Source organism: Azonexus hydrophilus (assembly GCF_001956855.1).
In the GTDB taxonomy this organism is placed as follows: Bacteria; Pseudomonadota; Gammaproteobacteria; order Burkholderiales; family Rhodocyclaceae; genus Azonexus; species Azonexus hydrophilus_A.
Genome location: NZ_MTHD01000002.1, coordinates 603239 through 623204 on the forward strand (window position 1 = coordinate 603239; position 19966 = coordinate 623204).

Below are 19966 nucleotides of genomic sequence, written 5' to 3' on the forward strand. Positions count from 1 at the left end.
AAGGAGAAACCCCATGAAAAAGCAACTCGCCATCCTCGCACTCGCCATCGCCGCCGCCACGCCGGCACTGGCTGCGCCGGAAACCTACACGATCGACGGCACCCACACCTTCCCGCGCTTCTCGTACAGCCACTTCGGCTACTCGACCCAGCTCTCGCGCTTCAATACCACCACCGGCAAGGTCGTCTTCGATGCGGCGGCCAGGACTGCTACGGTCGACATCGTCATCGACACGAAATCCGTCGATACCGGCTACGCCACTTTTAACGAACACATCCAGGGCGAGGATTTCTTCAATACCGCCAAGTATCCGACCGCCACCTTCAAGTCGACCAAGGTCATTTTCCAGGGCGACAAACCGGCCAGCATCGAAGGCCAGCTGACGATCAAGGGCGTGACCAAGCCGGTGACGCTGACCGTCACCGACTTCAAGGCTGCACCGCATCCGATGCTGAAGAAGAACGCCATCGGCGCCAACGCCTGGACAGTGATCAAGCGCTCCGAATTCAACGCTGGCAAGTACGCCCCGAATGTTGGCGACGAAGTACGCATCGACGTGGCGATCGAAGCCATCGCGCAATAAAGGCCTTTGGCAAAAGAAAACGGCGCCTTGCGGGGCGCCGTTTTTTTACCTTGCGAGCTGGATCATTCCCACTCGATCGTCGCCGGCGGCTTGCCCGAGACGTCGTACACCACCCGGTTCAGTCCGCGCACTTCGTTGATGATGCGGTTGGAAACGCGACCGAGCAGTTCGTACGGCAGATGCGCCCAGTGCGCGGTCATGAAATCGCTGGTAACGACGGCACGCAGCGCGACGACGTTTTCGTAGGTGCGGCCGTCGCCCATGACGCCGACGCTCTTGACCGGCAGGAAGACGGCGAAGGCCTGGCTGGTCAGGTCATACCAGGTCTTGCCGATATCGGCCTCGGTGCAGGCACCGGCGGCGACATCGCGCTCGCTTGCTACGGTCGACCGCAATTCATCGATGAAAATGGCGTCGGCGCGTTGCAGCAGGTGCGCCGCCTTCAGCGTGACTTCGCCAAGGATCCGCACCCCCAGGCCCGGACCCGGGAACGGATGACGATAGACCATCTCGCGCGGCAGGCCGAGGGCGACACCGAGTTCGCGGACTTCATCCTTGAACAGTTCGCGCAGCGGTTCGAGCAGCTTCAGATGCATGTCTTCCGGCAGGCCGCCGACATTGTGGTGGCTCTTGATCGTGTGGGCGCCCTTCTTGCCCTTGCCGGCCGACTCGATCACATCCGGGTAGATGGTGCCCTGGGCCAGCCATTTGGCCGACACCAGTTTCTTTGATTCGGCCTGGAAGACTTCGACGAATTCCTTGCCGATGATCTTGCGCTTCTGTTCCGGGTCGGAAACCCCGGCCAGCTTGCCCATGAAGTCGTCGACAGCATCGACGCGGATGACCTTGACGCCGAGATTGCGCGCGAACATGTCCATGACCATGTCACCTTCGTTCAGGCGCAGCAGGCCGTGATCGACGAAGACGCAGGTCAGCTGGTCGCCGATGGCGCGGTGGATCAGTGCCGCCGCAACGCTCGAATCGACACCACCGGAGAGACCGAGGATGACATCATCGCTGCCGACTTGGGCGCGGATAGAGGCCACCGCTTCGGCGATGTAGTCGCCCATGACCCAGTCAGTGCCACAGCCGCAGATGCCGTGCACGAAGCGTTCGAGGATGGCACGGCCCTGCAGCGTGTGGGTGACTTCAGGGTGGAACTGGACGGCGTAGAACTTGCGCGCCTCGTCAGCCATCGCCGCGATCGGGCAGGACGGCGTCGACGCCATGGTCTTGAAACCGGGCGGCAGTTCCATCACCGAATCACCGTGACTCATCCACACCTTGAGCATGCCGTGACCTTCGGCCGTGGTGAAATCGGCGATGTCGTTCAACAGCGCCGTATGGCCGTGCGCACGGACTTCCGAATAACCGAATTCGCGTGCCTTGCCGGCCGCTTCGGCGGTCATTACCTGGCCGCCGAGCTGCTGCGCCATCGTCTGCATGCCGTAGCAGATGCCCAGCACCGGGACGCCCAGTTCAAAGACGACCTTCGGTGCACGCGGTGTGTCGCCTTCGGTCACCGAGTTCGGACCGCCGGACAGGATGATGCCCTGCGCGCCATAGCTGCGGATGAACTCGTCGGAAACGTCGTACGGATGGATTTCGCAGAAGACCTTGGCTTCACGCACGCGACGGGCGATCAGTTGGGTGACCTGGGAACCGAAATCGAGGATGAGGATTTTCTGATGGGACATGTTCACAACCTTGAATGAAAAAGGCGGCTGAATTAGCCGCCCTTCTGGACACTGGAACGATCAGTCGAGGTGATAGTTCGGCGCTTCCTTGGTGATCTGCACGTCGTGGACGTGCGATTCGCGGATACCGGCCGAGGTGATTTCAACGAAGCAGGCCTTGTCGTGCATCTCGGCAATGCTCGGCGTGCCCAGGTAACCCATCGACGAGCGCAGACCACCCATCAACTGGTGGATCACGGCAAGCACCGAGCCCTTGTACGGCACGCGGCCTTCGATACCTTCCGGCACGAACTTGTCGACGTTACCGGTGTTCTCCTGGAAGTAGCGGTCGCTTGATCCGGCCTGCATCGCACCCAGCGAACCCATGCCGCGGTAGGACTTGTACGAACGGCCCTGGAACAGTTCGACCTCACCCGGTGCCTCCTCGGTACCGGCGAACAGGCCGCCAAGCATGACCGTATCGGCACCAGCAGCAATCGCCTTGGCGATGTCGCCGGAGTAGCGGATGCCACCGTCGGCAATCATTGGTACGCCAGTACCCTTGAGCGCTTCGGAAACATTCTGGATGGCGGTGATCTGCGGCACGCCGACACCGGCGACGATACGCGTGGTACAGATCGAGCCTGGGCCGATGCCGACCTTGACGCCGTCGGCGCCGGCATCGAGCAAGGCATGTGCCGCATCGGCAGTGGCAATATTGCCGCCGATGACTTCAATCTGCGGGAAGTTTTTCTTGACCCACTTGACGCGGTCGAGCACACCTTGCGAGTGACCGTGAGCGGTATCGACAACCACGACGTCTACGCCGGCTTCAGCCAGCAGTTCGACACGCTCTTCGGTACCGGCACCGACGCCAACGGCAGCGCCGGCACGCAGGCGGCCGGTGGCATCCTTGTTGGCCAGCGGGTGTTCGGTGGACTTCAGGATGTCCTTGACGGTGATCAGGCCACGCAGGTGGAATTCGCTATCGACCACCAGCACGCGTTCCAGGCGGTGGGCGCGGATCAGTTCCTTGGCGTCCTCGACGCTGGCTTCCTCATTGACCGTGACCAGGCGCTTGCGCGGTGTCATGATCGACTTGACCGGTTGATCAAGATTGGTCTCGAAGCGCAGGTCGCGGTTGGTGACGATGCCGACGACCTTGCCGTTCTTGTCGATTACCGGCAGACCGGAAATCTTGTGCTGGCGGGTGATCTCGATGACGTCGCGAACGGTCATGTTCGGCGTTACCGTGAACGGATCGCGCAGGATGCCGGACTCGAAACGCTTGACCTTGGCCACTTCGGCGGCCTGGGCGCGGGCGGAGAGATTCTTGTGGATGATCCCGATACCCCCCTCCTGCGCCAGCGCAATGGCCAGCCTGCCTTCCGTCACGGTATCCATGGCGGCCGAAAGCAGAGGCAGGTTCAGGGTGATGTTGCGGGTCAGTCGCGTGGCGAGGCTGACGTCGCGGGGAAGAACTTGAGAGTGTGCGGGGACGAGCAGGACGTCGTCGAAAGTCAGGGCTTTTTGCAGAAGTCGCATGGCCTTTAATCCAAGGTCACAAAATCGTATTATACAGAAATCCTCCGCAAACCCCGATGACCTGACCATGAACAAAACACTGATTTTTGCCTTTGTGTTGGCGTCGACCGCAAGTCTTACACCTGCGCATGCCCAGACCTACCAGTGGAAGGATGGCAATGGCAAGACGGTGATCTCCGATACGCCACCACCAGCCAGTGCCAGGGGGAGCCGTTCGATCGGCGTGCACCAACCGGCCGTGGTCACCGAAAAGCCCGCCGAGTCCACTGCGGAAACAAAAGCGGCCGAGGCAGCAGAGGCCAGCGCACCGCTGAGCACGGCGGAAAAGGATATGGAATTCCGGAAGCGCCAGCAGGAAGCGCGTGAAAAAGCGGAAAAGGATGCCAAGGAAGCGGCTGCGTTGCGTGATCGTCGCGAAACCTGCGAACGGGCGCGACAGAATTATCGGGCCCTGCAATCCACTCAGCCGGTGCTTCAGTACGATCAGAAGGGCGAACGCCAGTTGATGGACAACCGGCAACGCCAGCAGGAACTCGAGCGGACGCGCCGCATCATGCAGGAAGCCTGCAAGTAAGCCGGTCGAATCAGCTTTCGGCGGCTTCGCTGTCCCCGGCCCCCTTCTTCATGACCTTGCCTTCGGCAGCACGCTGCTTGCGCACCTCCTTCGGATCGGCGATCAGCGGCCGGTAGATTTCGACGCGATCGAAATCGCGCAGCACGGCATCGGGCTTTGACAGCTTGTTCCAGATACCGAATTTGTTCTTCTTCAGGTCGATTTCCGGGTATTTGCTCAACAGCCCCGAGCTTTCAAGTGCCTGCTCCAGGGTACTGCCGGCGGCTAACCGCAGACGGACGACTTCCTGCTTGTTGGGCAGCGGATAGCAGACTTCAACGGCAATCATTTGTTCAGCCATGACTGGCTCCATAAACCTGCGCCGCACGGCGCACGAAGGCGTCGACGAAGGTGTTGGCGATATGGCTGAACACCGGGCCGATGACCTTCTCGAACAATTTGCTGGAAAACTCGTAGTGCAGCCGGAACTCGATCTTGCAGGCATTCTCGGCGAGCGGACGGAAATGCCAGGAACCCTCCAGGCGACGAAACGGACCGTCGACCAGGCGAATGTTCATCAGCGTCGGAAACTGTTTGTCATTCTCCGTCGTGAAGCTGGATTTCACCGCGTGGTAATTGATATGTAGCGTTGCCACAGTTCTTGCAGCATCGCGGAATTTGAGCTCGGTACGATTGCACCACGGCAGGAAGGCCGGGTAGTCCTCGCAACGATCCACCAACTCGAACATCCGGGTGGCTGAGTGCTCGATCAAGACGGTTTTTTCGACCAGGGCCATGCTGCGGCAGCGTTCCTGTATTCCTGTAGAATCGAGGATTTTAATGGATCACGCGGCAGCATGAGCATCACGGTCAACAAAAAAGCCTTTCACGACTACTTCGTTGAAGAGAAGTATGAGGCCGGCATTGCCCTCGAAGGCTGGGAGGTCAAGGCGATTCGTGCGGCCCGGATGAACATCAAGGAATCCTACGTCATCATCCGCAATGGCGAGCTTTTCCTGATCGGCATGCACATCAGCCCCCTGCCGATGGCATCGACCCACAATCACCACGATCCGGTGCGCACGCGCAAACTGCTGCTGCATGCGCGGGAAATCGCCAAGCTGATCGGCAAGGTCGAACGCGCCGGTTATGCGCTGATCCCGATCGATCTGCATTTTGTACGTGGCCGGATCAAGCTGGAAATCGGCCTGGCCAAGGGCAAGAAACAGCATGACAAGCGTGCCGACCAGCAGGAAAAGGAAGGCAAGCGCGAAGCCCAGCGGGCGATGAAGGAAAAACTGCGCTGAGATGAGCATGGACGCCCTGCTCTACTGGGTCGGCATGTCTGCTGTCGCAGTCAACGCACTGACCGGCGTTCTCGATTCGGGGCGCAAGCAGATGGACCTGATCGGTGCCCTGCTGGTGGCTGTTGCCACGGCGCTGGGCGGCGGTACCGTGCGCGATCTGCTGCTCGACCGGAATGTCTTCTGGGTTGTAGACCAGACCTATCTGATGGCGGCGCTGGGCACCGGCCTCGTTGCCTTTTTTGTCGTCCGCAGCTTCAGCCTGCCGCCCCGTCTGTTCCTTATTCCCGACGCGATCGGCCTGGCACTGTTCACCATCATCGGTACCCAGATCGCCCTCCAGTGGAATACACCCTGGCTGGCAGCCAGCCTGATGGGCGTGATCACCGGTGTGGTCGGTGGCGTATTGCGCGACATCCTGTGCAACGACGTACCCAGTATTTTCCTCAAGGGTGAGTTGTATGCCACTGCCGCCTGGCTCGGTGCGCTGGCACTGATCGGCCTGCAGGAAATCGGAGTGACCCCGGTCAATGCTGCCTGGGCTGCCATGGGGATCGTTCTGGTGTTGCGCCTGCTGGCCCTGCGTTTCAGTCTGACCCTGCCCGCACTCGGGCAGGCACGCTAGCCGATGCCGATTTTGGTATATTCTTTACCCGCCATGAAAAACACCCGCATCGTTCTTGCTGATGACCAACTGCTGGTTCGCGCCGGTATTCGGGCCTTGCTCGAAACCTTGCCCGGCTATGTTGTCGAGGCGGAGTGCGCCGATGGCCATCAGGCCATCGCCGAGATCGCCCGCTGCAAGCCCGATGTCGTGCTGCTCGACATCGCCATGCCCGGACCGTCCGGGATTGAGGTGGCCAGGATGTTGCGCCAGCGCGATCCGGCGATGCGCATCCTCATCCTGTCCAGCATCGACCGGCGGGAAATCGTCGAGCAGGCACTTGATGCGGGCGTCGATGGCTATCTGCTCAAGGATTTCATTCTCGATGAACTGCAGCAAGCACTGTCGGCCGTGCTGTCGGGGCAGGCTTTCCTGTCACCGAAAATCAGCGCGATCACCCGCAGCGCTGCGAGCAACGACAGCGGCCGTGAAGAGCGCCTGACCGCACGCCAGACTGAAATCCTGCGTCTTGTCGCGTACGGAAAAACCACCAAAGAAATCGCCAGGGAACTTGGTATCAGCCCGAAAACCGTGGAATTTCACCGGGCCCGCCTGATGCAGCGTATCGGCGTCCATGATGTTACCGGCCTGACCCGCTTTGCCGTGCAGAACGGCCTGGTGTCCTGAGTTCAGTCAGCGCTGGTTTCCAGATAGCGCGCCAGTTCACCGCAAACTTCATTCAGTGATTCCTTGAGTGCCCGGCTACGCGCCAGCCAGTCGATGCCGACACCGTCCTGGCGGTGGCAATACAGCACGTATTCGAGTTCCCTCGCCAGGGCAACTGATTGATGGGCGGAAAACAAAACGCAGCTACTGCGTATGTCGTGAACAACGTCCTGCAGGGCGGGAATGTCGCTTTCGGCGGCAGCCCGATCAAGACGTTCCACAAGTTGCGGGTGGTTATCGATGAACAGATGAATCAGACGAACCGCAGCAGCCCGGTTGCGCCCAAGATTTACCAGCAGGTAATCGAGATTGCAAACTTGCCCGCCGTTATTGTTGTCGATGGAATTCGACATGGACGAACACCTTCTTTTTCTTTGTGTTGTTTGTCCATAGCTTAGAAACAAAGGCAGGCCGGGGGAACCGGGTATTACCCTAGGGGCATGAAATTACTCAAACATGTGCGACTGACCAGCCTCACGCAGCAAGCGCCTGGCGAACAGCAGGTCCTCCCAGGCTTTCGCCTTGTCGGGCAAATTACGCAGCAGATAGGCCGGGTGGTAGGTCACGGCCACCGGGATGCCGGCATGCTCGAAACGGCGTCCGCGCATCGCAGCCAGGGATTTGTCCTCGCCCAGTACCGAATGGACGGCCGCCTTGCCCAGCAGGACGATCACCTTCGGCTTGAGCAAGGTAATCTGACGCTCCAGCCACGGCCGGCAGGCGGCCATTTCTGCAGCCTCCGGCGTGCGGTTGCCAGGTGGCCGGCACTTCACCGCATTGGCGATGTAAACCTTTTCGCCACGAGCGATGCCGAGAGATGCCAGCATCGCATCCAGCAACTTGCCGGCCTGGCCGACGAAAGGCTCGCCCCGCACATCCTCTTCCGCACCGGGGCCTTCGCCGATGAACAGCCAGTCCGGTTTCAGGTCGCCGACCCCGGGCACAGCCTGCTTGCGCTGCTGGCAAAGAATGCAGGCGCTGCATTCCCGTATCCCCTGCTGCAATTCCGGCCATCCCAGACCGTCGACCGCAGGCGTCGGCCTCAATACCGGTGCCTCGCCTGCGCCGGCCACAACCGGCAGTGCTACAGCTGTCACTGCAACAGATGCAGCGGCCTCGGCAATTGGCGCCGGTGTTTCTTCCTGCTCCAAAGCAGCGCGGGCGTCATCACGCAGGACCCACTGAGGCGTTATGCCCATTTCGGCGAGCATCTGTTCGCGGTTCAGGCTCATGCGAGTTCCTTTTCAAAAACCAGCGCATCTTCGCGCCCGATCGCTGCCGGGTAATAACCCTTGCGCAGACCGATCTGGCGAAACCCGAAGTGCTTGTACAGTTCGACAGCGCGCCCATTGGCCGGCCTGACTTCGAGAAACATCCGGTGCGCACCAGCCAGTGCGGCACACTCCATGGCATTACGCAGCATGCGGGCACCGTAGCCGCGCCCCTGGAAGCGCTCTGCAACGCCAATATTGAGCAGATGGGCCTCGTCGAGCACGCGCATGACGATCGAGAAACCGATCAATTCGCCGCCGATGCGTGCCACCCAGGCGCTGTAGCCGGCATGCAGCGAATCAGCAAAGTTGCCGCGCGTCCACGGAAACGCCTGCAAACCGGCTTCCAGTGCGGCGACGCCATCAAGGTCGCGTTCGCTCATCGGGAAGAATTCGACCGGTAGCGGCAGCGCGGCCACATTCATGCCCGCCCGCCTTCAAGCAAACGCTCTGCCACGGTCTTGGCCACCTTGTCGCGGATGTAGAGTGGCGCTGCCAAGGCCGGATCGATCGCATCACCGGCGACAACGCGCGGTGCGGCGAGACGGGCCACCCAGGCAGCACCTGGCAGGATGTCCGGCAACTGCAGCAGCCCGGCCTCGTTTGCCCGTGCAGACAGTTCCGGATAGGCGGAAAGTGCATTGCCACAAGCCAGCCAGCCAGTTGACGTCGGGAAAATGATGTCGGCCGGTGGCTGCACACGAATGTCGCCCTGCAAGCACGGCGAACCATCCTGCATCTGATAGTTGCCAACGTAAACCTCACCCATGCGCGCATCGAGCAGCGCCATGACATGCTGTCCGCCACTGGCGGCGGCCATGGCTTGCAGACTGGTCACCGGCAGCAGCGGCACACCGGCCGCCACCGCCAGACCTTGCGCGGCCCCGCAGGCAACGCGCAGGCCGGTGAAGGCGCCCGGACCAACGCCGAAGGCGATGGCATCGAGTTGCGCGACAGCGATTTCCGCCTCGGCCAGGACTTCGCGCACCAGCGGCAGCAGGGTTTCGGAATGCGAGCGACCGCCAGGACAATTGCGTACGATCAACTCGCCATCGCGCCACAGCGCGCAGGAGCCGTTTTCGGTCGAGGTTTCTAGAGCCAGTATCTGCATGGGGTAACATTCTACCGGAGGCCTGCCCCGCCGCGCCGGATCAGTCTTCGCGCCAGCGCCTTTTGCTGCGTTTGTCGTCGCGTTCGTTCTGCTCGCGCATTTCATCACGCAGGCGACGGCGTTCGTCCGGCGGCAGATCACGCCAGTGCGCAGGCCTGGCATCGTTATCGGGCCGTGGCGCCAGATTCTGCTGCTGCCAGTGTTCACGCATCTGCTTGCGGATCTCGCGCCTTTCCTCCGGCGGCAGATCGTGCCGACGATCCTGCGCCAATGCGCCCGCTGCTGGCAGAAGCAGCAGGATGGACAACAGCGGGACAAGAAGACGGGATTTCATGGAGGCGTATTTTATCCGTTTCGACACTGCTTCATTGTCCGATGTGCAGTGACCGATCACGCCGCAAAGTTGTAATCGAATGTTTCCCGCTGCCACTATCGATATCCTTTGTTACCATTTGGCGCACTCTTGTCTTCGCCAGCAGCTATCCTTGCCGCATGAACGAAACCAACCAGCACATCCTCGTCGTCGATGACGACGCCCGCCTGCGTGACCTGCTCACCCGCTATCTCGGTGAGCAGGGATTTGTCGTCAAGGCCGTCGGTGACGGCCAGCAGATGGACAAGGCGCGCAGCCGCGAACATTACCACCTGATCGTCCTCGACCTGATGATGCCGGGCGAAGACGGCCTGTCGATCTGCCGCCGCCTGCGCGGCCAGGGCGACCGGACGCCGATGATCATGCTGACGGCCAAGGGCGACGAGGTCGACCGCATCGTCGGTCTGGAAATGGGCGCCGACGATTACCTGCCCAAACCCTTCAATCCGCGCGAACTGCTGGCGCGCATCCACGCCGTGCTGCGCCGGCAGGGCAACATGCCGCCGGGAGCACCGGAAGATGCCCAGGAGACAGCCCGTTTCGGCAACATCGAGGTTGATTATTCAGCACGCACGCTCAAGCGCGGCGATGAAACCCTGCCGCTGACGACCGGCGAATTCGCCGTGCTCAAGGTGCTGCTCCAGCACCCGCGCCAGCCGCTGTCGCGCGACAAGCTGATGACGCTGGCCCGCGGTCGCGAACAGGGGCCGTTCGACCGCGCCATCGACGTCCAGGTTTCCCGGCTGCGCAAGCTCATCGAAAACGACCCGTCGCAGCCGCGCTACCTGCAGACGGTGTGGGGCTTCGGCTACGTCTTCATGCCTGACGGCGCCGCCCGGGAAAACTGATGCCGCGCTCGCTGCTGGCGCGTACCTTCCTGCTGCTGGCGATCCTGGTACTGCTGAGTACGGCGGGCTGGCTGGCGCTGTTCAGCCACATCGACGCCGAACCGCGGGCGCGCGAATCGGCGAACATGGCGACTTCTGCGGTCAACCTGATTCGCGCCTCGCTTTTTGCCGCCGCCCCGGACAAACGTCCCGGCCTGTTTGCCGAGTTTTCGTCGCGCGAGGGCATACGCCTGTTGCCAGCCGAACCGCAGGACGACATCCTGCCGATGCCCGATTCGCGTTTTCATCAGTTGATGCGAGAGGCAGTCGTCGCCCGCCTCGGCCCGGCGACCCGGATCGCCGCCGAGGTTAACGGCGAACCGGGTTTCTGGATCAGCTTCCGTTTCGACGAACGGGATGACGACGAGTTCTGGCTGGTCCTCCCGCGCGAGCGCGCCCGGAGCGGTTTTGCCGCGCGCTGGCTGAGTTGGGCGGCGCTGGCCGTTGCCCTCGCCCTGCTCGTCGCCTGGCTGATTGCCTCACGCATCAGCCGGCCGCTGAAAGCGATGGCCCGGTCGGCACAGGCCGTTGGTCGGGGGCAGACACCGTCGCCGCTACCCGAGGATGGCGCTGAGGAAATGCGGGCGCTGGCAACGGCATTCAACGTCATGGCTGCCGATCTGGCGCGCCATGAGAAGGATCGCTCGGAAGTGCTGGCCGGCATTTCGCACGACCTGCGCACGCCGCTGACCCGGCTGCGCCTGGAAGCGGAAATGAGCGTGGCCGATGAAGCCGCTCGCCAGGGCATCGTTGCCGACATCGAGCAAATGGAAGCCGTGATTTCGCAATTCATGGATTACGCGCGGGCCGAGTCCGGCGAACAGCCGGAAGTCACCGATCTGGCCGCGCTGCTCGCCGGTATCGGCGAGCGCCAGGCGGCAATCGGCCGTGGTCTGGAAATTGACCTCGACGGCGTGTCGACCGCAATAATCCGCCCGCGTGCCATCGGCCGCGCCGTCGTCAATCTGCTCGACAACGCGTGGAAATACGGCGGCGGTGCGATCAGTTTGAAAGCTGTTGCGGTCGACCACGAAATCCGCATCGAAATCGCCGACCGCGGCCCGGGCATTCCGGCCGCCGAGATGGAACGCCTGAAGCGCCCGTTCACCCGGCTGGAAAACGCCCGCACCGATGCCAGCGGAACCGGGCTCGGCCTGGCCATCGTCGAGCGCATCGCCCAGTTGCACGGCGGCCAGCTGGTGCTGCTGGCGAACCCGGGTGGCGGCCTGCTGGCGCGACTGGTGCTGCGCGCTGCCTGAAAACGTTCAGCCGATGAAACGGCTGATATCGACCTCGTCGATCTGTTCCGGTTTCAGGAAGCGTTCGGCGTACGCACGGTAAATGCCGGACGTCAGGAACAGATCAAACAGCACCGGATCGATATGCTGGTCCTTCTTGAAGAAGGAAAGGATCTTGATCGATTCCGACAGTGTCTTCATCGGCTTGTACGGCCGGTCCGACGCCGTCAGCGCCTCGAAGATGTCGGCAATGGCCATGATCCGCGACGGGATGGACAGCTCGTCGGCGGTCAGCCGGCGCGGATAGCCGGTGCCGATCATCGTCTCGTGGTGGGTGCCGGCGTACTCTGGCACCCGACGCAGGGATTTTGGCAAGGGCAGCTTTTCCAGCATCTGGATGGTCTGGATGATGTGCTCGTTGATCTTGAAGCGTTCCTCGTCGGTCAGGGTGCCACGGGCAATGGCCAGGTTGTAGACTTCGCCGAAGTTGTAGAGGTTTTCCGGCACCGTGACCCGCCAGCCATGCGCCGGGTCGAATGTCTGGCGGCCCGGCTCGCGCGGAACCACGTGCCACGGCTTGTCAGCCAGCAGGTTTTCGCGGACGGGCAAGGGCTGCACTGGAGATTGGCCACGCCGGCGGATTTCTTCCTGCGACAGGCCGAGGGTGTCGTCGAAATGGCGCAGCCAGGTTTCTTCGGCAATCCGCCCGACGCGCGCCATTTTTTCCGGCGCCATGAACTCGCCGCCGATATTGGCGTCGGCGACGAAAGCGAAATCATCAAGCAGTTGTTCCCGACGTTCGGCAAAGCGGGCGTCGGCTGTTGCCACATCGTCACCGCGCTCGTGGATTGCCTGCAGACGTTCGATTTCGGCATCCCGCAGCAGGACCTCGAAGCGCGTGCGTATTTCATGAATGCGGTTATAGATCGTTTCCAGTTTGGTGGCTTTGTCGACCACGTATTCCGGTGTCGTCACCTTGCCGCAATCATGCAGCCAGGCGCCAATGCGGAATTCACGCCACTCCTCTTCGCTGGCGAAACGGAAATTTGCCAGCGGGCCGCTGTCGACCGCAGAAGCCGCTTCGGCCAGCATCATTGCCAGTTCCGGCACGCGTTCGCAATGGCCGCCGGTATACGCGCTCTTGGCATCGATGGCGCCGGCCACCAGCTTGATCAGGGCGTCCATCAACAGCTTCTGCGACTCGAGCAGATTGACGTTCTCCAGCGTAACCGCCGATTGCGCGGCCAGGGCCTCGACGAAACTTACCAGTTCCGGGGTGAAGGGAATGACCGCCCCGCTCTCGGGGTCGAGTGCGTTCATCAATTGCAGCACCCCGATGACTTCACCGTCACGCGGCGACAGCGGGATGGTCAGCATCGACACCGCGCGCATGCCGGTTTTCTCGCTGAACTGCATGGTCCCCGAAAGATCGAAGCGGGTGTCTTGATAAACGTCGTCGATGACGACTGTTTCGTTGTTCAATGCCACGTAGGTCGATACGTACCCGGTCATCGGCGCACCGCTTACCGGGTCGTGCAGCGGTACCTCGAAATCGTGCAGGTCATCGCTCGCGGTACGCAGGGCGAAGCGCAGCGTATCGTGCTCGGTTTTCAGATACAGCGTCGCCGCCGCGCAACGGGAAATTTCCTGGGCGCTGTTCAGGATATGGCGCAGCAGTGTCTCGCGGTTTTTTTCCCGCGACAGCATCAGACCGCTTTCAACCAGGCGCTGCAGTTTGTCCTGGGCGATGTTCAACGCCGTGGTACGGTCCCGGATCGAGTGCTGCAGGACGATCTGGGCATCGCCCAGGGCATTGATCTCGTAGAGGAACGACGCCGGCTGCTGCGGCTCGACGGAGAAATCCAGGCGCTTCAGGCGCTCCGAATTCCGTGCCAGGGCGGCGAGTGAATGGACCACCCGACGCGAGCCGAGCAAGGCCAGTGGCACCAGCAGCAAGGTGATGCCGATCGATACCGCCATCACGTCGCCGCGCGCTTTCTCGATCGGGCCGGAAAAGTCGCTGATCGGGGCCATGGCGATGACAGTGAAACGGGCGCCCGGGAAAGCTTCGCTCAACTGGCGGACAACGACGAAATCTGCCGCCTTGCCGGATTGTTCGAGCTTCAGAACAGCCGCGCCATCCTGTTTCTCCTGTTTGGACAGCCCTTGCAAGGTCGGGTCGGAGATGGCGTCGAGCCGGGTCAGCGGCGCAATCGCCAGCGTGGAAAAACGCTGGCCACGCAGACTGTAGGCAATCACCCGGTCGTCTCCGTCAAGCAGCATGATGGCTGCATTGGGCGACAAGGGCAGTTCGCCGAGAAAGCCCTGCAGTCGGGAAAGATTGATATCGACGGCAAATACGCCGGCCTGGCCGGTCACCGCCCGGGAGATGGTCAGGCCAAGCTCACCGGTCGAAGCAAAGAGATAGGGCGCCGTCACGGCCAGTCCGGACTGTTGCATCGCACTCTGGAACCACGGTCGCGAGCTTGGCGCAAATTGCGCTGCATTTTCACGACTGGCCAGCAATTGACGATGCTGGTCGAGAAATGTCCAGCGCTCTTGCCGGCCACCACCCGCTGCTGTCGTGATCCGACGGATGGCAAACCAGGTATCTGCGGGCGCCTTCAGTGTCTCGATCAGGCGGCTGTTGCCACGTATCCCGATAGCCTGAACGAATCCGTCATCGGGCAAGCCGAAATACTGGCCATAAAAATCGGGATTCACCGCCAGTGAAGCGATCAGTTCCGGCACTGCACCATCCGGATCGAAGGCCCGGCGGTCTTCGGCACGATTGCCAACGATCAGCCCCGCCTTGCCCACCAGTTCTCCGGTGGCTTCGATCGACTGCCGGGCCAGCAGCGAAAAGCGCTCGCGGGCATTGTCTTCCATCATCGACTGGAACTTGCCGAAGACGGTAAACAGAAAACCGGCGGTCAGCGACAGGACGATCAGGATCAGTACCGACAATACCCAGTACTGAAAACGGAACTGGAACCTTGCGGGCATGATGAATCCTTTCGGCTGTTCAGGGCACTTGCCGACGCCTCAGCGCAGGGAGATTTCGACCCGCCGGTTGCGTGGTTCGCTGACTTCGTCCCGTGTTGCCACCAGCAAGTTGCGTTCGCCGTGCGACTCGATGCTCAGGGCATGGACTTTCAGTCCCCTGGCCTTGATCAGTTCGCCGATCACCTTTGCACGTTGCAGCGCCAGGGCCTCGTTGACGTCGGCCTTGCCAATGGTGTCGGTATGGCCGATGATCGAAACATCGACGGCAGGACGCCGACCAGCGGCCTCGATGATTTTTGGCAACAGTGCAGTCGAAGCTTCGGTCAGGCGGGCGCCGCCGCTCTCGAAATACAGCAGGAAACGCTCGGGCAGTATCGGCCGGGCCGCCATGGCACTACCGAAGTCGCGCTGTATCGTTTCGGCTGCCACCGGCGCGGCACGGGTCGAACCATCCAGCGCAGCACCATGACCGGACTGGTTGACGACCTGCTCCCCCTTGCTGCCCTTGACCACCACCGCACCGGTGGAGCCGTCCGGGTTGTCGAGCAGGACGACATAGGACTTGCTGGCGCAACCGCCGAGCAGGCCGATGCCCAGAAATGCGGCAAGCAGTTTGGCATGAATTCCGCGCATGGCTTACTCCCCGACGTTAACCAGGAAATGCGTGCCGCGCACGCCGATGGTGCCGGTCGGCGTCTCGATCGAGACCGCATCGGGCTGCAGCTTGGCGATCACGCCGGAAACATAATTGAGGCTGCCACGGGTCAGCTTGCTGCCCATTTTCAGCTTGCCCTGACCAGGTGCGTAGAGGTAGTCGGTGACGGTCAGTTCGGTATTGGGGCCAAAGGACATCACCGTCTCGTCCTTGAAGGTGACCCCCATCGAGGCCTGAGCCGCGGTCCTGAGGACCGAACCGGCAAACACCGGGGTGCCCACCTCCGCCTTGACCGGCTTGCCGTCATGGCTGACCGAGGCTTCACCACTGACTGTCTTGACGAAGCCGACCGGCGGATCCGCAGCCAGCACAAGCATGGGAACAGACAGCATCAATGCCAGTATTTTCTTTTTCATTTTGCGACCCCTCCGGACTATGTCTTGCATGTACAAATCTTTCGCCATCAGGCTTCAGCGTATCATAGGAAAGTACCGGATAATCAGCCAAATAACCGACCCTGTCAGGTTTTGCGATGAAAAGCGTTTCCCGCTGGATACTTCTCCTCCCGTTTGCCGTCATCGTCCTGGCAATCGTCGTCCAGTCGCTCGCCGATGCATCGATGCAGGTCGTCCGCCACGCCGTTTTCGATCAGTATCAGCGCTGGCAGCCACGCGCCTATGTCGAAGCCCCGATCAGGGTCATCGACATCGATGAAGAGAGCCTGACCCGCTTCGGTCAATGGCCGTGGCCACGGACCCTCCTCGCCCGGATGAGCGCCCGTTTGACGGATGCCGGAGTCGCGGCCATCGGATTCGATGTCATGTTTGCCGAAGCCGACCGCACCTCGCCACGGGCCATTGCCGATCTCTGGCGCCTGGATGGCGGTTTGCGCCGGGATATCGAGGCCTTGCCCGATCACGACCAGCTTTTTTCCCGACAGCTGGCTCAATCGGAGGCCGTGCTCGGCTTTGCCCTGACTCGCAGCGGCAATGATGACAAGTCCCCGGCGCGCAAGGCCGCCTTCGTCAATCTCGGCGAAAACCAGATCGCCTGGGTGCATGGCTTCGCCGGTGCGGTGCCGGCCCTGCCCGAGCTGGAAAACGCTGCCCGCGGCAACGGCGCGCTGACTTTTGTGCCTGATAACGATGGCGTGGTCCGGCGCGTGCCGCTGGTTCTGCGCCAAGGCGACCTCCCGCTGCCGACGCTGGTCAGCGAAAGCTTGCGCGTGGCCCAGGCGGCACCAGTGATTTTCCTGCGCAGCGCCGGCCATCTGCAGCAGATGACCGGTAGCCGCGACAACGCCGGCCTGGGCGAAATCCGGATCGGTGAACTGAGCATCCCGACGACGCCGCAGGGCGAAATCTGGGTACATTACAGCGGCCACCAGAAGGCGCGCACCCTGCCGGCCTGGCGGGTCCTCGAGGACGATGCCGCGCTGGCCTCGCTGGCCGGCCATATCGTACTCGTCGGCAGTTCCGCGCAAGGCCTGATGGACCTGCGTTTCAGCCCGTTCGGCCTGGTTCCCGGCGTCGAAGTGCATGCCGAGGCGCTGGAGCAGATCCTGACCGGGCATTACCTTGAACGCCCAGCCTGGGCCAAGGGGCTCGAATTCGCTGCGCTGGTCGCTGGCGGCCTGCTGGCCGGTTTCCTGGCGCTGCGCACGCGCGCCATGATCGCGGCCGGCGCCTGCCTGCTGCTGATGTTTGCGGCTGGTGCCGGATCATGGCTAGCGTTCACCGACAGTCGCCTGCTGATCGACCCCAGCTTGCCGCTGCTCGGCATCCTGTGGTCGTTCGCCCTCTGCAGCCTGGCCCACCATTTCATCACCGAACGCGATCAGCGCTGGATCAGGACGGCCTTTGCCCGCTACGTCTCGCCCAATCGCGTCGCCCACCTGCTCGAGCATCAGGAAGACATGGCGCTCGGCGGGCAGCGACGGACCTGCAGTTTCATCTTCACCGACCTGGCCGGTTTCACGTCGCTGATGGAGGGCATCGACCCGGCACGCGCCGTCGCGCTGCTCAACGACTATCTTGACGGGATGATCGCCATCGCCTTCCGTCACGAAGGCACGCTCGACCGGATCGTCGGCGATGCCGTGGCCATCATGTTCTCCGCCCCCTTGGCCCAGGCCGATCACTGCGCCCGGGCGCTGGCCTGCGCGCAGGAGATGGAGGTTTTCGCCAGAGACTATTCGCGGCGGCTGATCGACCAGGGCATTCCCTTCGGCGCCACGCGCATCGGGGTTCATGCCGGCGAGGTCATTGTCGGCAATTTCGGCGGCAAGACCATGTTCGACTACCGGGCGCTGGGCGACCCGGTCAACACCGCAGCGCGCCTGGAATCGGCCAACAAGCATCTGGGGACCTGCGTCTGCGTCTCCGAAACCATTCTGGCCGAGGTGCCCGACGCCGAAGTTCGCCCGGTCGGCAAGGTGGTATTCAAGGGCAAGACCCACGCGCTGGCCGTGTTCGAAACGCTGGGACCATCCAGCGCGGCGGGCCGGGCGCCGCTCGATCGCTATCTGACCGCCTACCACGCCCTGGTTGCCGATCCAGCCGCAGCCACCCGGCTGTTTGCCGAGCTGCATGGCGACCATCCCGACGACCGGCTGGTCGCCATGCAGCATCGCCGCCTGCAGGATGGACAAGGCGGCGACCTGATCGTGCTCGCCGACAAGTAAGGCCGACTACGCGTGCGCCTGCCCGGCGGCGAAGGGATAGCTTGCGAGCACGCGATAATTCGAGCCCGCTGCTGACAACTGCGAACGGACCAGGACGAAACCCTGGCAGTGCCAGTCACGCGCAGGTGCCAGCGGTTTTTCCGGCGGTATCCGCTGGGCCTTGCGCAGCAAGGTGACATGCGGGAAAAATGCCGATTTTCTGCGGTCGACCGAAAAATTGCCGGCAATCAGCCGTTCGCGCAGCAACCCGGCGAGTTCGCCGAGCGCTGGCGGCGGCGCGGTGAAACCCGCCCAGACGATATCGTTGTGCGCCCAGCCGGCAACACGGTCGAGTCTCAGGTCAAAGGCCGGGAGCGAAATACCGCGCGCTGCGGCGGCCAATTCTTCCAGGCGGGATTCGGCGACATTGCCGACGAAAGCCAGCGTCAGGTGAACCGTCCCGGCTCGGGTCGGTCGACCGCCGCAACTGGCGGCGAGTTCAGCCGCCAGCCCGGCCAGGTCGTCGGCGACTGCGGTCGACGGCCATAAAGCGAAGAAAACGCGGGCGCTCGGCTCAGCCGGCACGGACGACAAGAACGATGGCCTGGGCCTCGATCGCTTCCTCGCGACCGAGATAACCGAGTTTCTCGTTGGTCTTGCCCTTGATGTTGACGCAGTCGGTGGCGATGCCGAGATCGGCGGCAACATTGGCGACCATCGCCGGCGCGTGCGGCGCGAGCTTGGGTTTCTGGGCGATCAGCGTGGCATCAACGTTGACCGGTCGCCAGCCCTTTTCAGCCAGTAGCGCGACGGCAGCGCGCAGCAGCACTCGACTGTCGGCTCCGGCGTAACGCGGGTCGGTATCGGGGAAATGGCGGCCGATGTCGCCGAGCGCGACGGCGCCGAGCAACGCATCGGTAATCGCGTGCAGCAGCGCGTCGGCATCGGAATGCCCGAGCAGCCCGGTCGGATGGTCGATCTCGACGCCGCCGAGGATCAGCTTGCGGCCTTCGACCAGTTTGTGGACGTCGTAGCCCTGCCCGACTCGGATATTCATTTGCGGCCTCTCAGGATCATCGCGGCCAGCGCCAGGTCGGCCGGAAAAGTGACTTTCAGGTTGGTCGAATCGCCGCGTACCAGTTTCGGCTTCAACCCCAGCGCCTCGATGGCGCCGGCTTCGTCGGTGACGGCATTGTGGTTTTTCAACGCTTCTACCAGTCGACCGTAGCGGAACATCTGCGGCGTCTGCGCCTGCCACAGGCCGTCGCGCGGCTCGGTGGCGGCGACGCGCTGGGCTTCATCTGCGCGCTTCAAGGTATCGGCGACCGGCACCGCGAGGATGCCGCCGACCGGGTCATCGGCCAGTTCGTCGCACAGTGCGTCGAGCATCTGCCGGCTAAGACAGGGGCGCGCCGCGTCGTGCACCAGGATCCAGTCATCGTCGGCCGCCGCCATTGCTGCTGCCTGCAAGCCGTTGCCGACGCTCTCGGCGCGGGTGGCACCACCGCAGCGCACGGTTTCCAGCTTGGGGCCGAGTTCGGACCAGTCGTAGCGCGGCCACCAGGGGTCGTCCGGCGCCAGCACCACCCACACGCGTTCGATGGCGGGATGTGCGGTCAACGCCGCCAAAGTGTGAAAAATCAGCGGCCGACCGAGCAGGTCGAGGTACTGTTTCGGCTTCTCCGCGCCGAAGCGGGAACCGCTGCCGGCAGCGGGAACGATTGCGTAATGTCTGGGCATGGCTTAATTTTAACGAAGAACACGCAAAAGAG

General features: G+C 62.4%; 23 protein-coding genes. 8 read left to right on the forward strand and 15 right to left on the reverse strand.

What is annotated here, in order from left to right:
• Window positions 1-13: 13 nt before the first annotated feature.
• Window positions 14-583 carry a YceI family protein gene (locus BJN45_RS07460; RefSeq protein ID WP_076093562.1) on the forward strand — a complete coding sequence of 190 codons (570 nt, stop codon included), beginning with the start codon at window positions 14-16 and terminating at the stop codon, window positions 581-583.
• Window positions 584-645: 62 nt separating this feature from the next.
• Here BJN45_RS07460 and guaA read toward each other — a convergent pair whose 3' ends face one another.
• Together guaA and guaB are read right to left on the reverse strand one after the other, a co-directional pair.
• Window positions 646-2280 carry a glutamine-hydrolyzing GMP synthase gene (gene guaA, locus BJN45_RS07465; RefSeq protein ID WP_076093564.1) on the reverse strand — a complete coding sequence of 545 codons (1635 nt, stop codon included), beginning with the start codon at window positions 2278-2280 and terminating at the stop codon, window positions 646-648.
• Between the two features lie 60 nt (window positions 2281-2340).
• Window positions 2341-3804: an IMP dehydrogenase gene (guaB, locus tag BJN45_RS07470; protein WP_076093566.1), complete on the reverse strand. Its 1464-nt coding sequence runs from the start codon at window positions 3802-3804 to the stop codon at window positions 2341-2343.
• Between guaB and BJN45_RS07475 the strand changes: the two genes are divergently transcribed.
• Window positions 3803-4378: a DUF4124 domain-containing protein gene (locus tag BJN45_RS07475; protein ID WP_083651017.1), complete on the forward strand. Its 576-nt coding sequence runs from the start codon at window positions 3803-3805 to the stop codon at window positions 4376-4378. The genes guaB and BJN45_RS07475 overlap by 2 nt on opposite strands.
• A 10-nt stretch (window positions 4379-4388) precedes the next feature.
• On the opposite strand, the gene BJN45_RS07480 is transcribed toward BJN45_RS07475, so the two are convergent.
• Both BJN45_RS07480 and BJN45_RS07485 read right to left on the reverse strand, forming a co-directional pair.
• Window positions 4389-4718 (reverse strand): RnfH family protein, encoded by a 330-nt coding sequence (locus BJN45_RS07480; protein WP_076093569.1) that lies wholly within the window; start codon window positions 4716-4718, stop codon window positions 4389-4391.
• Window positions 4711-5154: a type II toxin-antitoxin system RatA family toxin gene (locus BJN45_RS07485; protein ID WP_076093571.1), complete on the reverse strand. Its 444-nt coding sequence runs from the start codon at window positions 5152-5154 to the stop codon at window positions 4711-4713. The genes BJN45_RS07480 and BJN45_RS07485 overlap by 8 nt, the downstream gene beginning before the upstream one ends.
• Window positions 5155-5214: 60 nt before the next feature.
• Between BJN45_RS07485 and smpB the strand changes: the two genes are divergently transcribed.
• From smpB to BJN45_RS07500, 3 genes are read left to right on the forward strand one after another with little or no spacing between them, the layout of a single operon-like run.
• Entirely contained in the window at window positions 5215-5664 is a 450-nt protein-coding gene (gene smpB, locus BJN45_RS07490) for an SsrA-binding protein SmpB (RefSeq protein WP_076093573.1), read from the forward strand.
• 1 nt (window position 5665) lies between these two features.
• Window positions 5666-6286 (forward strand): trimeric intracellular cation channel family protein, encoded by a 621-nt coding sequence (locus tag BJN45_RS07495; protein ID WP_240494516.1) that lies wholly within the window; start codon window positions 5666-5668, stop codon window positions 6284-6286.
• Between the two features lie 33 nt (window positions 6287-6319).
• On the forward strand, window positions 6320-6952 hold the full coding sequence (locus BJN45_RS07500) for a response regulator (RefSeq protein ID WP_076093575.1): 633 nt from the start codon (window positions 6320-6322) through the stop codon (window positions 6950-6952).
• A gap of 2 nt (window positions 6953-6954) precedes the next feature.
• Here the strand turns inward: BJN45_RS07500 and BJN45_RS07505 are convergent, their stop codons facing one another.
• The 5 genes from BJN45_RS07505 to BJN45_RS07525 all read right to left on the reverse strand — a co-directional run bounded on the left by BJN45_RS07505 (window position 6955) and on the right by BJN45_RS07525 (window position 9707).
• Window positions 6955-7344, reverse strand: coding sequence for an Hpt domain-containing protein (locus tag BJN45_RS07505; RefSeq protein WP_076093577.1), 390 nt, complete (start codon window positions 7342-7344; stop codon window positions 6955-6957).
• 93 nt (window positions 7345-7437) lie between these two features.
• Entirely contained in the window at window positions 7438-8223 is a 786-nt protein-coding gene (locus tag BJN45_RS07510) for a uracil-DNA glycosylase (protein ID WP_076093579.1), read from the reverse strand.
• The gene (rimI, locus tag BJN45_RS07515; protein WP_076093580.1) at window positions 8220-8687 is read right to left on the reverse strand and encodes a ribosomal protein S18-alanine N-acetyltransferase; all 468 of its coding nucleotides are present in this window, start codon (window positions 8685-8687) and stop codon (window positions 8220-8222) included. Before rimI ends, BJN45_RS07510 begins: the two co-directional genes overlap by 4 nt.
• Window positions 8684-9373 carry a tRNA (adenosine(37)-N6)-threonylcarbamoyltransferase complex dimerization subunit type 1 TsaB gene (gene tsaB / locus BJN45_RS07520; protein WP_076093583.1) on the reverse strand — a complete coding sequence of 230 codons (690 nt, stop codon included), beginning with the start codon at window positions 9371-9373 and terminating at the stop codon, window positions 8684-8686. The genes rimI and tsaB overlap by 4 nt, the downstream gene beginning before the upstream one ends.
• A gap of 40 nt (window positions 9374-9413) precedes the next feature.
• Complete coding sequence (locus BJN45_RS07525) at window positions 9414-9707, reverse strand: hypothetical protein (RefSeq protein WP_139326314.1); 294 nt, start codon at window positions 9705-9707, stop codon at window positions 9414-9416.
• A 158-nt stretch (window positions 9708-9865) separates the two neighbouring features.
• Here BJN45_RS07525 and ompR point away from each other — a divergent pair, with 158 nt between their 5' ends.
• Both ompR and BJN45_RS07535 read left to right on the forward strand, forming a co-directional pair.
• Entirely contained in the window at window positions 9866-10594 is a 729-nt protein-coding gene (gene ompR, locus BJN45_RS07530; RefSeq protein WP_076093587.1) for an osmolarity response regulator transcription factor OmpR, read from the forward strand.
• Window positions 10594-11892 carry an ATP-binding protein gene (locus BJN45_RS07535; protein WP_083651020.1) on the forward strand — a complete coding sequence of 433 codons (1299 nt, stop codon included), beginning with the start codon at window positions 10594-10596 and terminating at the stop codon, window positions 11890-11892. The genes ompR and BJN45_RS07535 overlap by 1 nt, the downstream gene beginning before the upstream one ends.
• Before the next feature lie 6 nt (window positions 11893-11898).
• Here the strand turns inward: BJN45_RS07535 and BJN45_RS07540 are convergent, their stop codons facing one another.
• From BJN45_RS07540 to BJN45_RS07550, 3 genes are read right to left on the reverse strand one after another with little or no spacing between them, the layout of a single operon-like run.
• A complete protein-coding gene (locus tag BJN45_RS07540) occupies window positions 11899-14877 on the reverse strand; it encodes an HD domain-containing phosphohydrolase (RefSeq protein WP_076093591.1) in 2979 nt (992 codons plus the stop codon).
• A 39-nt stretch (window positions 14878-14916) separates the two neighbouring features.
• Window positions 14917-15510 (reverse strand): OmpA family protein, encoded by a 594-nt coding sequence (locus BJN45_RS07545; protein WP_076093593.1) that lies wholly within the window; start codon window positions 15508-15510, stop codon window positions 14917-14919.
• 3 nt (window positions 15511-15513) lie between these two features.
• A complete protein-coding gene (locus BJN45_RS07550; protein ID WP_076093595.1) occupies window positions 15514-15948 on the reverse strand; it encodes a FecR family protein in 435 nt (144 codons plus the stop codon).
• A 116-nt stretch (window positions 15949-16064) separates the two neighbouring features.
• Between BJN45_RS07550 and BJN45_RS07555 the strand changes: the two genes are divergently transcribed.
• The gene (locus BJN45_RS07555; protein ID WP_076093597.1) at window positions 16065-18215 is read left to right on the forward strand and encodes a CHASE2 domain-containing protein; all 2151 of its coding nucleotides are present in this window, start codon (window positions 16065-16067) and stop codon (window positions 18213-18215) included.
• 6 nt (window positions 18216-18221) lie between these two features.
• Here the strand turns inward: BJN45_RS07555 and thpR are convergent, their stop codons facing one another.
• The 3 genes from thpR to ispD are packed head-to-tail and all read right to left on the reverse strand — an operon-like array spanning window position 18222 to window position 19934.
• Window positions 18222-18779, reverse strand: coding sequence for an RNA 2',3'-cyclic phosphodiesterase (thpR, locus tag BJN45_RS07560; RefSeq protein WP_240494528.1), 558 nt, complete (start codon window positions 18777-18779; stop codon window positions 18222-18224).
• Complete coding sequence (gene ispF, locus BJN45_RS07565; RefSeq protein ID WP_076093601.1) at window positions 18769-19251, reverse strand: 2-C-methyl-D-erythritol 2,4-cyclodiphosphate synthase; 483 nt, start codon at window positions 19249-19251, stop codon at window positions 18769-18771. The genes thpR and ispF overlap by 11 nt, the downstream gene beginning before the upstream one ends.
• Window positions 19248-19934: a 2-C-methyl-D-erythritol 4-phosphate cytidylyltransferase gene (gene ispD / locus BJN45_RS07570; RefSeq protein ID WP_076093603.1), complete on the reverse strand. Its 687-nt coding sequence runs from the start codon at window positions 19932-19934 to the stop codon at window positions 19248-19250. Before ispD ends, ispF begins: the two co-directional genes overlap by 4 nt.
• Window positions 19935-19966 lie beyond the last annotated feature (32 nt).

What these genes read in the sequence shown, in the direction of transcription:
- BJN45_RS07460 (WP_076093562.1), top strand. Translation starts at nt 14, where the DNA reads ATGAAAAAGCAACTCGCCATCCTCGCACTCGCCATCGCCGCCGCCACG.
- guaA (WP_076093564.1), bottom strand. Translation starts at nt 2,280, where the DNA reads ATGTCCCATCAGAAAATCCTCATCCTCGATTTCGGTTCCCAGGTCACC.
- BJN45_RS07475 (WP_083651017.1), top strand. Translation starts at nt 3,803, where the DNA reads ATGGCCTTTAATCCAAGGTCACAAAATCGTATTATACAGAAATCCTCC.
- guaB (WP_076093566.1), bottom strand. Translation starts at nt 3,804, where the DNA reads ATGCGACTTCTGCAAAAAGCCCTGACTTTCGACGACGTCCTGCTCGTC.
- BJN45_RS07480 (WP_076093569.1), bottom strand. Translation starts at nt 4,718, where the DNA reads ATGGCTGAACAAATGATTGCCGTTGAAGTCTGCTATCCGCTGCCCAAC.
- BJN45_RS07485 (WP_076093571.1), bottom strand. Translation starts at nt 5,154, where the DNA reads ATGGCCCTGGTCGAAAAAACCGTCTTGATCGAGCACTCAGCCACCCGG.
- smpB (WP_076093573.1), top strand. Translation starts at nt 5,215, where the DNA reads ATGAGCATCACGGTCAACAAAAAAGCCTTTCACGACTACTTCGTTGAA.
- BJN45_RS07495 (WP_240494516.1), top strand. Translation starts at nt 5,666, where the DNA reads ATGAGCATGGACGCCCTGCTCTACTGGGTCGGCATGTCTGCTGTCGCA.
- BJN45_RS07500 (WP_076093575.1), top strand. Translation starts at nt 6,320, where the DNA reads ATGAAAAACACCCGCATCGTTCTTGCTGATGACCAACTGCTGGTTCGC.
- BJN45_RS07505 (WP_076093577.1), bottom strand. Translation starts at nt 7,344, where the DNA reads ATGTCGAATTCCATCGACAACAATAACGGCGGGCAAGTTTGCAATCTC.
- BJN45_RS07510 (WP_076093579.1), bottom strand. Translation starts at nt 8,223, where the DNA reads ATGAGCCTGAACCGCGAACAGATGCTCGCCGAAATGGGCATAACGCCT.
- rimI (WP_076093580.1), bottom strand. Translation starts at nt 8,687, where the DNA reads ATGAATGTGGCCGCGCTGCCGCTACCGGTCGAATTCTTCCCGATGAGC.
- tsaB (WP_076093583.1), bottom strand. Translation starts at nt 9,373, where the DNA reads ATGCAGATACTGGCTCTAGAAACCTCGACCGAAAACGGCTCCTGCGCG.
- BJN45_RS07525 (WP_139326314.1), bottom strand. Translation starts at nt 9,707, where the DNA reads ATGAAATCCCGTCTTCTTGTCCCGCTGTTGTCCATCCTGCTGCTTCTG.
- ompR (WP_076093587.1), top strand. Translation starts at nt 9,866, where the DNA reads ATGAACGAAACCAACCAGCACATCCTCGTCGTCGATGACGACGCCCGC.
- BJN45_RS07535 (WP_083651020.1), top strand. Translation starts at nt 10,594, where the DNA reads ATGCCGCGCTCGCTGCTGGCGCGTACCTTCCTGCTGCTGGCGATCCTG.
- BJN45_RS07540 (WP_076093591.1), bottom strand. Translation starts at nt 14,877, where the DNA reads ATGCCCGCAAGGTTCCAGTTCCGTTTTCAGTACTGGGTATTGTCGGTA.
- BJN45_RS07545 (WP_076093593.1), bottom strand. Translation starts at nt 15,510, where the DNA reads ATGCGCGGAATTCATGCCAAACTGCTTGCCGCATTTCTGGGCATCGGC.
- BJN45_RS07550 (WP_076093595.1), bottom strand. Translation starts at nt 15,948, where the DNA reads ATGAAAAAGAAAATACTGGCATTGATGCTGTCTGTTCCCATGCTTGTG.
- BJN45_RS07555 (WP_076093597.1), top strand. Translation starts at nt 16,065, where the DNA reads ATGAAAAGCGTTTCCCGCTGGATACTTCTCCTCCCGTTTGCCGTCATC.
- ispF (WP_076093601.1), bottom strand. Translation starts at nt 19,251, where the DNA reads ATGAATATCCGAGTCGGGCAGGGCTACGACGTCCACAAACTGGTCGAA.
- ispD (WP_076093603.1), bottom strand. Translation starts at nt 19,934, where the DNA reads ATGCCCAGACATTACGCAATCGTTCCCGCTGCCGGCAGCGGTTCCCGC.